Here is a 14,701-nt window from a genome sequence, read left to right on the forward strand (position 1 = left end):
CATCGAAATTTATCGATGGCCTATTTCAGACTGTAATGGGCACTCTGCAACCTAAGTGAGTAGACTTTTAGCACTTTGGCGACCAGGCAGTTTTGTAACAAGCTATCTACCTGCGGTTTTGAAAAGCAGGATGACCGGCCTGCTCGGGATGTTCAAAAAAGTCTACTCACTTGCCGCGCAAAGCTCCTGCATGAGAAAAAATGGGGTTTTCAACAGGGCTTCGTCCAGCTCTCGGCAAGCTTTTGGCCAGTTGGGGAGGGCTGTTGAAAACTTGGCAGTCCGTTCGGCGCCATTTTTGGTGCGTTCGCGCCAATGCGTGACTGACTGGGTTGAAATTCGTGTTTTCCTGTGCCTATGAAGGATCTACTTTGTGACATATCAGCTTTTAGGTACTGGCGTTTGCCTCCTCAAGTCCGCGCTTTGTGTCCGCCGCTTCCACGACCGGAAGAAGACCGGCAGCGATATGATCTCGCCCGCAACCCGACGGCTGCGGTCGCGCTCGGTTTTCCGTTGTATACATTGGTTCGGTCGAGAAACAAACGGACTTGTCCTGCCAGCATTAGGCAGCGGCTGTTTCTTGGTGAGCTTCCCAGGGAATCCGTGCTGGGAACGGAGCATGGGGTTTTGATTACGTCTCCTCTACTGACGGCATTCATCATGTTGCGGCATCTGACGGATCTTCAGCTTCTTTTGGTATTGGCGGAGATGTGTGGCTTGTTTGCGGTGTGTGCCCTGCCGGCGGCACTTGAGGCGGAGCTTTCGCGTGCAATTGATTCGGGCGCGATTTCGACAACGTTCGGTTGGGTGCGCTGCCCGTCCGAGGACGGCACCGCCTCAAATTTATGGCGTCGAGACGCTTTGGTTTTGGGCGGAGACCTTGACCGTTTTTGTTCAGATGTTTGCGGGATGCGTTACGGCAATAGATTTATAGCGGTATCGCAACTCGTTCCATTGGGCGCCGCGTCGCCTTTTGAGGTCGAGGCGTATTTGCTACTTGCACTGCCGCGATCCCTGGGAGGCGAAGGTTTTTGCGGCATAGAGCTTAATGTTGAAGTGATGCTAAGCACAAGTGCTCGAGCGATTGTGGGAAAGTCCCGTGTATATATCGACCTACTTCTTTCTTCGCCGGACGGCAGGCGACAGGTGGCCATTGAATGTCAGGGAAAGGCCTCGCACGGACGCGCAGGGGATGGCTTGCGTGACGCTGACCGCATGACGGCCCTTCAGGCCATGGGCTACGATGTACTTCTCCTGACACACAGACAGATATCCGATGAGGATAGATTCCGCGCGATCGTTAAGGCCATATGCAGGATGCTCGATGCTGAATATCGTGATAAAAGCTCAGATGAGCAAAGGGCTGAGACATTACTCCGGTCTGAACTATTCGTTGACTGGACAAAATTGGGAGTAATCGACGGAAAGATGCCCGTTAGACGCAAAACAGCTCGATCGTGGACGGCTGCGGTTCTAAGTGAGTAGGCTTTTGGCACTTTGGCGACCAGGCCGTTTTGAAACAAGTCATTTACCTGCGACTTTATAAAGCAATACGGATGGTCTGCTCGGCAAGTTTCGAAAAGTCTACTCACTTAGTTTTTGACGAGAGACCGATGCCGAAGATAGCTCTATTTCAGGGCGTTAACGAGTCCTCGAGACACAAAAAGGCCCGAACCAATACGGTCCGGGCCTTCTTCGAGCTAGAGGTTATGTCTCAGGCAGTTGGCTTAGCCAAAGTAGCGCTTGAGCAGGCCAGCGAAAGCCTTGCCGTGGCGGGCCTCGTCGCGAGCCATCTCGTGCACGGTGTCGTGGATGGCATCGAGGCCAGCGGCCTTGGCGCGCTTGGCAAGATCGGTCTTGCCGGCGGTGGCGCCATTCTCGGCCTCAACGCGCATCTCGAGGTTCTTCTTGGTGGAATCGGTCACGACCTCGCCCAGGAGCTCGGCGAACTTGGCGGCATGCTCGGCCTCCTCGTGGGCAGCCTTCTCCCAGTACAGGCCGATCTCGGGATAACCCTCGCGATGAGCAACGCGAGCCATGGCCAGGTACATACCGACCTCGGAGCACTCGCCCTCAAAGTTGGCGCGCAGATCGGCAACGATGTCCTCGGAGACGCCCTCCATCTTGGCGACGCCCACGACGTGCTCGGCAGCCCACTCGAGCTGGCCCTCCTCCTGCTTCAGGAAGCGAGAGCCGGGAACGCCGCACTGGGGGCACTTGAAATCCTCGGGCAGCTGGTCGCCGTCGAACTCTTCCACATAACCGCAAACGGGGCAAACAAACTTCATGATTCGATCCTTTCGATCGATGGCGATGGTGCGCTCGTCCGGTCCCGTAAGGGCCCTCTCCGGACGTGCGTCTTGACGAGTTCTATTATCCATAAATGAGACCGAATGTGAAGCCTATTAGGAATGATTTTTAATAAAACAATTTAAGCATGTGTAGATGTTGATTGATTAACGATTGCTAGACCTCGTGCGACCTCCGATGAGTACAATCGGTCGAGCAAATGTTGACCAATCAACAAATGAAGGAGCTTCCTTTATGCATCTAGCCCGCCGCGCCTGGTGCCGAACGTATCAAACGGTTTTTCGCATCGCATTGCCGGTGCTGCCCTATACCGAGCCACGCATTTTAGAGCACGCTGAGGAAGTGCCCGCAGTGCTTCAAAAGCGTTCAATACACCATGTTCTTATCGTGACAGATCCCGGCATTGCCCGTCTGGGGCTCACGGCACCGCTCGAGACAGCGCTCGCGTCCAAGGGAATTAGCGCTGCGGTCTATGCCGAAACATGTGCGAACCCCACGGTCTCAAACGTGGAGGAAGCGGCATCTCTGTATCGAGAGAGCGCCTGCCAGGCCATTATCGGCTTTGGCGGCGGTTCGGCCATGGACTGCGCCAAGGGCGTGGGCGCGCGCATCGCGCAGCCAAAGAAGCCCATCAACAAGATGCGCGGCCTGTTGCGTATCCATCGTCGCCTGCCGCTGCTCATCGCCGTTCCCACCACGGCGGGCACGGGAAGCGAGGTCACGCTTGCAGCGGTAATTACCGACGACGAGACGCACTACAAGTATCCCATTAACGACTTTGTGCTGATCCCGCGCTTTGCGGTGCACGACCCCGAGTTTACGCGCGGCCTGCCCGCCTCCATTACGGGGCAAACGGGCATGGACGCCCTGACACATGCCGTCGAGGCCTTTATCGGGCGCAGCACCACGCCCTATACGCGCAAGATGGCGCGCCAGGCGGTGCAGCTCATCCACGACAATTTGCTCGAGGCCTATGAGTGCGGTGGCAACATGCGTGCGCGCCGCAATATGCTTTCGGCGGCGTATAAAGCGGGCGTTGCCTTTACGCGCTCTTATGTTGGATACGTCCATGCCATCGCGCACAGCCTGGGCGGGCGTTACGGGATTCCCCACGGCTTGGCCAACGCCATCATCCTGCCGCACATGCTTCGCGCCTATGGCGAAGCTGCTGCTCCCAAGCTCGCCGATCTCGCCCGCATGGCCGGCATTGCGCCGGCTAATGCGCTGGACAACGTGGCTGCTGAGGCCTTTATCGATTGGGTCGACCGCATGAACGCCGCCCTGGGAATCCCCAAATATGTCTCGGGTATTCGCCGCTCCGATATTCCGCAAATGGCGGCCCATGCCGATGCCGAGGCCAATCCGCTATACCCTGTTCCACTTTTGATGGACCGTTTGGAGCTCGAGCGTATGTACGAGGTCGTCGCGGGTGGTATGTTTGAGGACGAGAACTAGGAGGTTGCCATGAACACCGAGGAAATTGCGCGCATCGTCGGCGATCAGCGCACCTACTTTAAGACGCACGCCACGTTTGATGTCGATGCTCGGCGTCGTGCGCTCGTGAGTTTACGCGATGCGGTACGGGCCCACGAGGCCGATATCGCCCATGCGCTCAAGACCGATTTGGGAAAGTCGCATGACGAGGCCTATATGTGCGAGATCGGCACGTCGCTTTCCGAGATTCGACATCAGATTGCGCATGTGGCTCGATGGAGTCGCCCGCGTCTGCGTCCGTGTGACCTCGCCAACGCCGTGAGTGTGTGCAAGACGCAGGCCGTGCCCTATGGCGTCACACTCATCATGGCTCCGTGGAACTACCCGTTTTTGCTGACGCTCGAGCCACTCGCCGGCGCCCTTGCCGCGGGCAATACCGTGGTCATCAAGCCGAGCGCATATGCTCCGGCATCGAGCGCGGTGCTCAAGCAAATCTGTGAAGAGGCATTTGATTCGCGCCTGGTGACGGTTGTCGAGGGCGGGCGCGCCGAGAACGAAGCGCTGCTCGATGAGCACTGGGACAAGATCTTCTTTACCGGTAGCGTTCCGGTCGGCAAGCTCGTCATGGAGCGTGCAAGTAAAAACCTTACGCCCGTGACGCTTGAGCTGGGCGGAAAGAGTCCCTGCATCGTGGATGCGACGGCAAACCTGAAGGTCGCGGCGCGGCGTATCGCCTTTGGTAAATGGCTCAACGTGGGGCAAACCTGTGTAGCGCCCGACTACCTGCTGGTCGATGCGCGCGTGCACGACGAGCTGCTGGACCTTATCAAGGAGGAGGCCCGCCGTATGTTTGGCGAGCATCCGCTCGATAACGAGGATTACGGGCATATCGTCAACACCAAGCATTTTGCGCGCGTACGCGGGCTGATCGACCCCGATAAGGTTGTGCTTGGAGGCACGGCGCGCGAGTCGTCGCTCAAGATCGAGCCGACGATTTTGGACGGCGTGACCCCCGATGACGCCGTGATGCAGGAGGAGATCTTCGGCCCCATTTTGCCGGTGCTGACGTTTGAGAGCCTAGACGAGGCCGAGACGTTTATTACAGATCGTCCGACGCCGCTGGCTCTGTATATCTTTAGCCAGGATCGCGCAGTTCAGCAGCGCTTTGTGCGTTACGTGCCCTTTGGCGGCGGCTGTGTCAACGACACGATCATGCACTTGGCTACGAGCCATATGGGCTTTGGCGGCATGGGCGCGAGCGGTATGGGGCAGTACCATGGACACGAGAGCTTCGATACGTTTAGCCACAAGAAGAGCATCGTGAACAAGGCAACGTGGTTGGACGTGCCATTCCGCTATGCTCCTTACGCAAGCTGGAAGCACAAGTTCGTGCGCATGTTTGTGCATTAGAATCAGATGACATAGGGATAAACAAAGTGGCCGCCCCCGCGTAAGCGAAGACGGCCATTTCTCACGATGAAAACGTGTATCGGAGTTGGCAAGACCCGCTGCCACGGGTGCCATCCGTGTTCCCATCTTATCTGCAAGCGTTCCGTTGCGCAAGCGTTGCGGCAAACGATTGAAAGACGCAGACAGGATGAATTTGTGTCCGCACGGGCCCGTAGACTTCTCAACTACGTTGTGGATGCTCGCTAATCGGTAATGGAGGCGCACGTGTTTGATGACGATGACCTGTTCGATCTGACAGACGATCCGTTTGAGTGGGATATGCTACTCGATGACGATGAGTTGGAGCAGGACCGTAAGAAGCGGCAGGGCAAGAAGACGCGGGATGACGCTTCGAAAAAGCAGGACAAGCGTCGCCGAGGTCTGTTCGGCGGGCTCTTTGGGTGACTGTCTCATCGCCGCGTCTGTATACTAAACAGGTCTTATACGCGTTGCGAAATGAGGACAGAGACGATGATGTGGTTTACCGCCGACCTGCACCTGGGCGATACGAATATCTTGCACGACATGGATCGACCGTTTGATTCGGTCGAGGAGATGAACCGCAAGGTCATCGATGCCATCAATGAGTGCGTGGCTGTGGACGACCGCCTCTATATCTTGGGAGACTTTACCTATCGTTTGCCCCTGGCGGAGGCGGTGCGCCTGCGCGAGCGCATCGAATGTCAGAACGTAACGCTCATCCGCGGTAACCATGACGGCGACTGGGAAGATCCAGACGCGCCGCACATTTGGGATGAGGTGCGCGATTATCTGGAGGTCGCCCCCGGTTACGCGAAGGGCCATCGCCTGGTAATGAGCCATTACCCCATGCTCAGCTGGAACGGCAAGGCGCGTGGCGCCATCATGTTGCACGGGCATATCCACAGCAGGGGAGACCGCACCAACGCGCGCAACCGCGATCGCGAGCGCCCGGTTCTGCGCTACGACGTTGGCCTCGATGCCAACAACTACAAGCCCGTAAGCCGTGACCAAATCCTAGGCTTCTTTGGACTGTAGCTGTAAGTGCAGGTAGAATGAACGCGCCGCGCGGATGGTCTGTGCGGCGCGTTTCAGTAGGAGCGATGAATCCATGAGGGCTATCCAGCGCATTAACCATAACGCTGCCATCTGCGAAGACGGCGCGGGGCGTCAGCTTATCGCGCTGGGTCGCGGTATCGGCTTTGGCGATATGCCGCATGAGGTCGACCTGGATGTCATCACGCGTACCTTTTACGGCATTGATTCAAAGTACCTGGCGTTTATTGATGAGGTCGACCCCGAGGTGCTGGAGTTTTCTGCTCAGCTGGCTGATATCGCAACCGGACAGCTTTCGTACGAATTGAGCCCTAACCTCCCCATTACACTGGCGGACCATATCCAGTTTGCCATTAAGCGCGCCCGCGAACACATGGTGGTGTCGTTGCCGCTCGAGCGCGATCTGGAGCAGCTGCATCCCATCGAATACCGCTTGGGCGAGCTGGCTGTTCGCGGCATCCAGAAAAGCTTCCGTGTGCGTATGCCCCGAAGCGAGGCCGCGGGCATTGCCATGTCGATTGTCAACGCATCGGTTAAGCCGAGCGAGCGGCGCGTGCTTGCCGAGCAGCACGAGGAGCGACTGCTCGATATGACGGTCGCGATTATTCAAGAAGAGTTGGGTGTGACGGTCGATCGCTCGTCGTTCGCCTTTGCCCGCTTTGCCACTCATGTGCGCTATCTGCTCGACCGCGTGGCAAAGAAAGAGCCGATCGATACCGAGAACTCCGGTCTTTACGACGTGCTCGTGGAGCAGTATCCGGCGGCATCGCGTTGCGCTCACCGTGTCGACGATCTGATTCAAGAGACCTTTGGCGAGCCATTGGCCCAAGAGGAGCTCGTCTATCTGATCATGCATGTGAATCGCGTGGCTTCTGTCCACTCGGATAAATAGGCTCTCTGGTATTTCCTTTCCGTCATGGCGACCGTTCGCGGGTCGTTTGCTACCGTTCGTCGGTAATCTGAGCCGCAACGAACGCATCTGCCGCATATACTCGCCGTGTGTTGGGTGTTACTCACGGCGCAGCTCCGAGAGGCACTACCGATTCTGCCAAGACCATAATTGGGTCTCTGTCGGTTGTGCGCGGGGCTTTTTTCATGTCGATCCACCCGGGAATCACATGCAAATCAATCTCTTGCCAACTGGTATCGCGCGCTGCGCAGGCGCGAGCGGAATCGTGCGTCTTGGTGCCGTGAAGTCCCACGGCCTTTAGTTGGAAGAGAAGGGATTCGACATGGCTGTCGATAACAAGAAGATTGCCGAGGACGTGCTCGCTGCCGTCGGCGGCGCCTCCAATGTGACGAACGCGACGCACTGCATGACCCGCTTGCGTCTGAACCTCAAAGATCAGTCCATTCCCAATGATAATGAAGTTAAGAAGATCAAGGGTGTGCTGGGCGCACAGTGGTCTGGCGGCCAGTATCAGGTCATCATTGGCCAGAACGTGCCGAAGGTCTATGACGCCGCCATTGCGCTGGGCGTCAAGGGCGAAGGCTCCATTGACGAGAACCTCGATGACGGCACCAAGGAGCCACTGACGGTCAAGACTGCGGGCAAGAAGGCCCTTAACTACCTGTCCAAGACAATGTGCATGACGATCCCCATTATCATGGGCGCCGCCATGTTCCGCACACTTGCCGTACTTTGCGGCGACGGCATGCTCGGTATCTGGTCTGCCGATTCTGACATCTACAACTTCTTCTACAACTGGATTTACAACGCCGGCTATTATTTCCTCCCTGTCTATCTGGGTTGGGCTGCCGCAAAGCAGCTCGGCTGCAGCCAGCCGCTCGGCATGATGCTCGGCGGCGTGCTCATTGCCCCCGAGTTCATGACGTTGGTCAACGCCGCTGCGGATTCTGGTGCTACGACCACGATGGTTTACGGCGTGCTCCCGGCTCAGCTGAACAACTATTCTGCGACCGTGCTCCCCATGCTGCTGTCTATGCCGGTGCTGATGGTCGTCGAGAAGTTCATGAAGAAGATCATCCCCGACATGCTCTCCACGGTGTTTGTGCCCGTGTGCACCATGGCTGTGATGACCCCCGTTTCCCTGTGCGCCCTAGCTCCGATTGGTTCCATTCTGGGCGACCTGGTCGGCAACTTTATGTTCGGCCTCGGAAACGCTGGCGGCATCGTCACAATCCTCTCCCTCGTCGCCATTGCCGCGCTTTGGGAGTTCCTGGTTATGACCGGTATGCACCAGGTTCTGATTGCCCTCGGCATTGTGCAGGTGCTCACCTCAGGGTCTGACTCCTGCGTTATGGTCGCGGGTGCTATCGCTCAGTTCGCCACGTGGGGCATGGCCTTCGGTGCCTTCCTGCGCCTTAAGGAGGTCGACGAAAAGGGCGCTATGCTTGGTTTCTCGCTCTCCGGCATTGTCGGTGGCGTGACGGAGCCCGCGCTGTATGGCTGCGGCTTTAAGTATACTCGCTGCCTGGGTGCCATGGTCGCGGGCGGCGCTATCGGCGGCCTGATCGCGGCTCTCACTAATGTGACCACGTATGTTTTGGGCGCAACTAATATCCTTGGTATTACAGGTTATGTTGCAGGCGGAACTGCTAATCTCGTATGGGGCTGCGTTGCATCGGGCACTGCATTTGTTGCCGCCGCTGCCATCGCCTACTTCTTTGGCTTTACCAAGGAGCAGCTCGACGAAGACGCTGCTGCCGCCAAAGCCTAAAGCATCCGTTCGGTAGGACAATTATCTGGGGCACTTGGCTGCGCTTCAAGTGTCCCTTTCCGTAGATGGGGGTCAATATGAAGCAATTGCTCATTCGTGCCGATGATATCGGTTATTCGTATGCCGTTAACCTGGGGATTGCCCGCAGTATCAATGAGGGCCTGGTGCGCTCGGCGGGACTTATGCCCAATATGCCCGAGGCCGAGCGTGGCTGGTCGCTCGTGGCGGATGCCGGCATTGCGGTGGGTCAGCATACCAACGTGTGCCTGGGCAAGCCGTGTGCCGACCCGGCGCTCATTCCGAGCATGCTCAACGAGAATGATGAGTTCCATAGCAGCCGTACCTTCCGCGATCATTTTAAGCGCGGCGAGGAGTTGATAGACTTCGACGAGGCCTGCATCGAGATCCGCGCGCAGCATGACCGCTTTGTCGAGATCGTGGGCCGCGAGCCCGATTACTTTGAGGCCCATGCCGTCATGAGCAAAAACCTTAACCGAGCGATCTCGGCGGTTGCTCAGGAGCTGGGCCTTAAGGAGCAAAAGGCGAGCTTCGACCCCGCGGCTGTGGTGCATTGCGGAGATACTGATCTGCGCATGGTGATGCGCTCGATGGAGCCGGGCTACGAGCCCAAAGAGGCAATCATGCAGACGGTTCGCGGGATGGTGGACGGCGAGACGGTCGTCTTTGTGTGCCATCCGGGTTATCTCGATCGTTTTATCCTGGAGAACAGCTCGCTCACGACCGATCGTACCAAGGAAGTCGATGCACTGATCGACCCCGAGCTTCGCGCTTGGCTCGAGTCTCAATCCGATCTTCGCCTGATCGACTACCGCGACCTGTAAGGACCCAAGTCACCACAAAGGGGACAGTCGCCTTTGTGGTGGTTCTGGCGCCGTTGCCATTATGGCAGCGGCGCCTTTTTTGTCCGTGCGGCGCGGTAGAGTGTAGGCGGTTGAAATTTGCGTCCATCGAGGAGCTGCTATGAACGAGATCAAGTGCCCGCATTGTGGCGAAGTTTTTAAGGTCGATGCGTCCGGCTATGCGGATATCGTCAAGCAGGTGCGCGATGCCGAGTTCTCGCGCGACCTGGATGAGCGCGTGAAGGCGGTCCAGCGCGAGGGCGAGCAGGCACTGGAGCTTGAGCGCTCGCGCTCGACGGCTGCTTTGCAAAAGGCAGAGTCTCAGCGCGACGCTCAGCTTGTCGAGCAGAAGAACGCTGCAGCTCAGCAGCTGGCACAAGAGGTTGCCAAGCGCGACGCTGAGCTTGCCGAGCTGCGCGCCAAGCTCGAAGGCGCTGCCGCAGAGCGCGAGAGTGCAAGTCAGCGCGCGGCGGTTGAGGCTCGTTCCGATGCTCAAAAGGAGAATGCCGAGCTTCAGCGCGAGATCGACAATTTACGTGCGCAGTTGGAGCGCAAAGATGATGAAGCCAGGCTTGCCGAGGCGGCGGCACGCAATGCTGCTCAAAACGACCTGTCCGCGCGCGACGCTCAGATTGCCGAGCTGCAGGCCAGGATCGCCGCGGCGGACAAGGCCCAGGAGATGGCGCTTGCCGCTGCCGCGGCAGAGTCGCAGCGTGAGCTCGATGCCGCTCGCAGCGAGGCCGAGCGCGCGCTTACTGACTATCGCGCGAAGGTGCAAGAGAAGTTTTCCGCCGCAAAGGCTCAGTCCGAGCAAGAGGCCGAGGGCCTGCGTGCCCAGCTGCGCGAGCAGGAACTGATGGCAAAAATGAACCTGTCAGAGGCGGTCGCCGCGGCGGAGCGAGAGCGCGATGAGGCACGTGCCAAACTGACGAGCGAGCTGGCGGTGCGCGATTCTCGCGAGGAGCAAGCCAAGGCGGCACACGAGCTCGAGCTTGCGCAGGCCAAGCGCGCGAGCGATGACCTGATTCGCTACAAGGATGAAGAGATTGAGCGCCTTAAGGACATGAAGGTTCGCCTGTCCACCAAGATGGTGGGCGAGTCGCTCGAGCAGCACTGCGAGACCGAGTTTAACCGTCTGCGCATGACGGCGTTTCCCAATGCGTACTTCGAGAAAGATAACGATGCATCCGAGGGCACCAAGGGAGACTTCATTTTCCGTGAGCGCGACGCGAGCGGCAACGAGGTCATTTCGATTATGTTCGAGATGAAAAACGAGAACGACGAGACCGCGACCAAGCATAAAAACGAGGACTTCTTTAAGAAACTCGATCACGATCGTCGCCAGAAAGGCTGTGAGTACGCGGTGCTCTGCACGCTGCTCGAGCCCGAGAGCGAGCTTTACAACGCGGGAATCGTGGACGTGAGCTATCGCTACGAGAAGATGTATGTGATCCGCCCGCAGTTCTTCATTCCCATCATTACGCTGCTACGCAATGCCGCCATGGGTTCGCTTCGCTATAAGCAGGAGCTGGCGGAGTACAAGCAGCAGAATATCGATGTCACGAACTTCGAAGCCAAGATGGAGAAGTTCAAGAACGATTTCGGCCGCAACTACGAGATCGCGAGCCGCAAGTTCCAAACGGCAATCGATGAGATCGACAAGACGATTAGCCATCTGCAGAAAACCAAGGAGGCGTTGCTGTCCTCCGAGAACAATCTGCGCCTTGCCAACAAGAAAGCCGACGATCTTACCATTCGCAAGCTCACGTGGGGCAACAAGACCATGAAAGCAGCGTTTGACGAGGCGCGCGGGGCCGCGACAGAGACGAACGATGAGCCAGCCGAGGCGGATTCGTATGAGGTCGAGGATGCCGAGTAGGGGATAGCGTATCGCGCAAAAAGCGGGGCCGCTGGCGATGTTGCCAGCGACCCCGCTTTGTTTCGTCCCATTGCGCCCGGCTAGTCCTCGAGCAGGTCCTCGATAAAGCCGACACGGTAGTTCTTGAAGATTACCTCGCCGCCGTCTTGCGTGGCGTCCAGATCGACATCGCCCATGATGCCAAAATCGTGGTCGCCATCCTCGTCAGCAAAGATCTGGTGCACGTGCCATACGTGCGCGGTCTTCTCGTCGGACTCGTCGATGGAAAACATCGCGGCGCTGCGGGCATCTCCGTCGGTGAGGATTTCCTCGTGCTGCTCGTGGTAAGCGTCGAGTGCTTTTTGCCAGCGGATCTCGCTCATGCCCCAGTCGTCGTCGAGCTCGCCCAGGTCGCGAACGTGCTCGCGGGCGGCAAGGGTCACGCGGCGGAAGAGCGCGTTGCGCACCAACAGCGTGCAGCCGCGGCGGTCCGCCACGACCTCGTCGATGCCCTGCGGCGGCGCAGCATCGAGGGCTGCCGGGTTGCCGGCGTTCTCCCACTCGTCCACCAGGCTCGAGTCCACCGAGCGCACCACAAAGCCGAGCCACGAGATAATGTCGCGCAGACGCTCGTCGCGCTTCTCGATGGGCACGGTGCGGTCGAGCGAACGGTAGGCCTCTGCCAGGTAACGCAGCAAAATGCCCTCGGAACGGGCGATGCCGAGCTTTTGAATGTAACCCTTAAAATCGCTCGCGCTTTCCAGCATATCGCGCAGGACGCTTTTGGGAGAGAGCTGGTAGTCGTTTGCCCAGGGCACTTCCTGGCAGTACTTGTCGAAGGCGGCGTCGAGCAAGTCCTCGAGCGGTTTTTCGTAGGTGACATCCTGGATGCGCTCCAGGCGTTCCTCATATTCGACGCCGTCAGCCTTCATTTCGGCCATCGCGCGGTCGCGCGCTGCGCGCTCCTGAGCGCGCAGCACCTGCTTGGGATCCTCGAGCGTTGCCTCGACCATCGAGATCAGGTCCATGGTATAGGTCTCGCTCTCGGGATCGAGCAGCTCCAACGCGGCAAGCAAAAACGGCGAGAGCGGCTGGTCGAGCGCAAAGTCCTCGGGCAGGTCGACCGTCAGTGCGTAGTCGATGTCCGGCGCGGCGTCAGCCGGAGCGTCGGGTGCGGGCGGCACCTCGGTGCGCACGACGACGCCGGAATCGATGAGCGTGGCGAAGATCTCGTCGGCACGAACCTCGAGCTTAGCCTTTTCCTCGGGGGTCTGCAGGCTCGTCTCGATGAGGTCGTGTACGCGGGCTCGGGCATCGCCACCCTGCTCGACCACGCTAATCACCATGGAGTGCGTGATGCGCAGGCGCGGCTTGAGTGTCTCGGGCTGCGTCTCGATCAGGCGCTCGAACGTCTGCTTGTTCCAGGTGACAAAGCCCTCGGGGGCCTTCTTTTTTTTAATCTTGCGGAGCTTTTTGGGGTCGTCGCCCGCCTTGGCCATAAGCTTGGCATTCTCGATCTCGTGCTCGGGTGCCTCGGCGATGACCATGCCCTCGGTATCGAAGCCCGAGCGGCCGGCACGACCGGCAATCTGATGGAACTCGCGGGCGCGCAGACGACGCATCTTATAGCCATCGAACTTGGTGAGCGCGGTGAGCACCACGGTGTGGATGGGCACGTTGATACCGACGCCGAGCGTATCGGTGCCGCAGATGACGGGTAGCAGGCCCTGCTGCGCCAAGCGCTCGACCAGCAGGCGGTAGCGCGGCAACATGCCAGCATGGTGCACGCCGACGCCGCATCCGAGCAAGCGCTTGAGGATTTTGCCGAAGGCCGTCGAGAAGCTCGTGCCCTTGGCCGCCTCCTTGATGGCCTCGCGCTGCTCCTTGTTGGCAATGCCAAAATTGGCGAGCGACTGTGCCGTCGCAAGTGCGGCATCCTGGCTAAAGTGCACGATATAGAGTGGGGCCTCGTCGCGGCGCATGGCGAGCTCGACCGTGCCCTCGAGGGAGGTCGTCACATAGTCGTAACTCAGCGGAACAGGACGCGGGGCGTCGACGACCAAGTCGCAAGCAGCGCCGGTGTGCTCCTCGAGTGAGGCGGCGATGGCAGTGACATCGCCGAGCGTGGCGCTCATGAGCATGAATTGCGTGTGAGGCAGGGTGAGCAGCGGCACCTGCCAGGCCCAACCGCGATCGGGGTCGGCAAAGTAGTGGAACTCGTCCATGGCGACGCAGCCAACATCGGCATCTTCGCCCTCGCGTAGTGCGTCGTTGGCGAGGATTTCTGCCGTACAGCAGATGACGGGCGCCTTGGTGTTGATATGCGTGTCGCCGGTGATCATACCGACGTTATCGCGGCCGAGCACCTGCACAAGGTCGAAAAACTTCTCGCTGACCAGAGCCTTGATGGGGGCCGTGTAATAGCAGCGTTTGCCCTGTGCCATGCCCATAAAGAGCATGCCCAGCGCGACAAGCGACTTGCCCGATCCGGTCGGCGTGCCCAGAATGACGTGATCGCCGGCGGCTAGATCCATGAGGGCCTCTTCCTGGTGGTCCCACAGCTCAATACCGCGATCGCTCGTCCATTCAAAGAAGCGCTCGAAGGCCTGGTCGGGCGTGAGCCACGGTTCGGGCTCGCTGCCGTCCTCGGGCTCCCACCAGGTGGGGGAGAGCGCACCGAGTGAGCCGAATTCGGCTTCGGTTCCCGTGCCGCCCGAGAATGAACTGGCGGCTCCGGCACCGGGGACGGTGCTGGCGGCGATATCTGTCGTGGTCTGTGCCATGTGTTTGCTTTCTCTCGCGATTGTCCGCCAACTATTATGGCGTAGCGTCGCATCGATGCGTTCGCAGGCAAGAAAATGCAGGAAATGGGCGTTCTGCCCAGCCGTTTAGTGTAGTCGCTAGCCAAGTGAGTAGACTTTTTGCGATATTGCGAGCACATGACTTTTGCGCAAGGGTTCTACCTGCGGTTTTATGTTTCGCTATGCGGGCTGTGCCTGGCTATTGCAAAAAAGTCTACTCACTTAGGTTTGAGGGCCGTTCGCTCATATGACCCAATCCGCTGTCAAGAGCCACAA

Annotated in this window: 11 protein-coding genes; 9 read left to right on the forward strand and 2 right to left on the reverse strand. The window is 58.7% G+C overall.

Features of this window, described 5'->3' with window-relative positions:
- The first annotated feature begins 600 nt into the window (after positions 1–600).
- Positions 601–1,482 carry a hypothetical protein gene (locus tag DWY03_RS09670; RefSeq protein WP_089573344.1) on the forward strand — a complete coding sequence of 294 codons (882 nt, stop codon included), beginning with the start codon at positions 601–603 and terminating at the stop codon, positions 1,480–1,482.
- A gap of 242 nt (positions 1,483–1,724) precedes the next feature.
- On the opposite strand, the gene DWY03_RS09675 is transcribed toward DWY03_RS09670, so the two are convergent.
- A complete protein-coding gene (locus tag DWY03_RS09675; RefSeq protein WP_070097113.1) occupies positions 1,725–2,288 on the reverse strand; it encodes a ferritin family protein in 564 nt (187 codons plus the stop codon).
- 253 nt (positions 2,289–2,541) lie between these two features.
- Between DWY03_RS09675 and DWY03_RS09680 the strand changes: the two genes are divergently transcribed.
- The 8 genes from DWY03_RS09680 (at position 2,542) to DWY03_RS09715 (ending at position 11,645) form a co-directional block, all read left to right on the forward strand.
- On the forward strand, positions 2,542–3,762 hold the full coding sequence (locus DWY03_RS09680; protein WP_117840726.1) for an iron-containing alcohol dehydrogenase: 1,221 nt from the start codon (positions 2,542–2,544) through the stop codon (positions 3,760–3,762).
- Between the two features lie 9 nt (positions 3,763–3,771).
- Positions 3,772–5,151 (forward strand): aldehyde dehydrogenase, encoded by a 1,380-nt coding sequence (locus DWY03_RS09685; RefSeq protein ID WP_117840728.1) that lies wholly within the window; start codon positions 3,772–3,774, stop codon positions 5,149–5,151.
- 264 nt (positions 5,152–5,415) lie between these two features.
- Complete coding sequence (locus DWY03_RS09690) at positions 5,416–5,595, forward strand: hypothetical protein (protein WP_117563521.1); 180 nt, start codon at positions 5,416–5,418, stop codon at positions 5,593–5,595.
- A 66-nt stretch (positions 5,596–5,661) separates the two neighbouring features.
- The gene (locus DWY03_RS09695; protein WP_231500841.1) at positions 5,662–6,207 is read left to right on the forward strand and encodes a metallophosphoesterase; all 546 of its coding nucleotides are present in this window, start codon (positions 5,662–5,664) and stop codon (positions 6,205–6,207) included.
- Positions 6,208–6,280: 73 nt separating this feature from the next.
- Entirely contained in the window at positions 6,281–7,117 is an 837-nt protein-coding gene (locus DWY03_RS09700; protein ID WP_158548887.1) for a PRD domain-containing protein, read from the forward strand.
- A 340-nt stretch (positions 7,118–7,457) separates the two neighbouring features.
- A complete protein-coding gene (locus DWY03_RS09705) occupies positions 7,458–8,906 on the forward strand; it encodes a PTS transporter subunit EIIC (protein ID WP_117563518.1) in 1,449 nt (482 codons plus the stop codon).
- Positions 8,907–8,983: 77 nt separating this feature from the next.
- On the forward strand, positions 8,984–9,748 hold the full coding sequence (locus tag DWY03_RS09710; RefSeq protein ID WP_117563517.1) for a ChbG/HpnK family deacetylase: 765 nt from the start codon (positions 8,984–8,986) through the stop codon (positions 9,746–9,748).
- A gap of 139 nt (positions 9,749–9,887) precedes the next feature.
- Positions 9,888–11,645 (forward strand): DUF2130 domain-containing protein, encoded by a 1,758-nt coding sequence (locus tag DWY03_RS09715; RefSeq protein WP_117563516.1) that lies wholly within the window; start codon positions 9,888–9,890, stop codon positions 11,643–11,645.
- Between the two features lie 80 nt (positions 11,646–11,725).
- On the opposite strand, the gene DWY03_RS09720 is transcribed toward DWY03_RS09715, so the two are convergent.
- Positions 11,726–14,407, reverse strand: coding sequence for an RNA helicase (locus DWY03_RS09720; RefSeq protein WP_117647466.1), 2,682 nt, complete (start codon positions 14,405–14,407; stop codon positions 11,726–11,728).
- Positions 14,408–14,701: the final 294 nt, after the last annotated feature.

The organism is Collinsella sp. AF23-2, assembly GCF_003459245.1.
Classification (GTDB): domain Bacteria; phylum Actinomycetota; class Coriobacteriia; order Coriobacteriales; family Coriobacteriaceae; genus Collinsella.

Excerpts from the sequence above, each read along its gene's own strand:
- DWY03_RS09680 (WP_117840726.1), top strand. The coding sequence starts at position 2,542 with ATGCATCTAGCCCGCCGCGCCTGGTGCCGAACGTATCAAACGGTTTTT.
- DWY03_RS09685 (WP_117840728.1), top strand. The coding sequence starts at position 3,772 with ATGAACACCGAGGAAATTGCGCGCATCGTCGGCGATCAGCGCACCTAC.
- DWY03_RS09695 (WP_231500841.1), top strand. The coding sequence starts at position 5,662 with ATGATGTGGTTTACCGCCGACCTGCACCTGGGCGATACGAATATCTTG.
- DWY03_RS09700 (WP_158548887.1), top strand. The coding sequence starts at position 6,281 with ATGAGGGCTATCCAGCGCATTAACCATAACGCTGCCATCTGCGAAGAC.
- DWY03_RS09705 (WP_117563518.1), top strand. The coding sequence starts at position 7,458 with ATGGCTGTCGATAACAAGAAGATTGCCGAGGACGTGCTCGCTGCCGTC.
- DWY03_RS09710 (WP_117563517.1), top strand. The coding sequence starts at position 8,984 with ATGAAGCAATTGCTCATTCGTGCCGATGATATCGGTTATTCGTATGCC.
- DWY03_RS09715 (WP_117563516.1), top strand. The coding sequence starts at position 9,888 with ATGAACGAGATCAAGTGCCCGCATTGTGGCGAAGTTTTTAAGGTCGAT.
- DWY03_RS09720 (WP_117647466.1), bottom strand. The coding sequence starts at position 14,407 with ATGGCACAGACCACGACAGATATCGCCGCCAGCACCGTCCCCGGTGCC.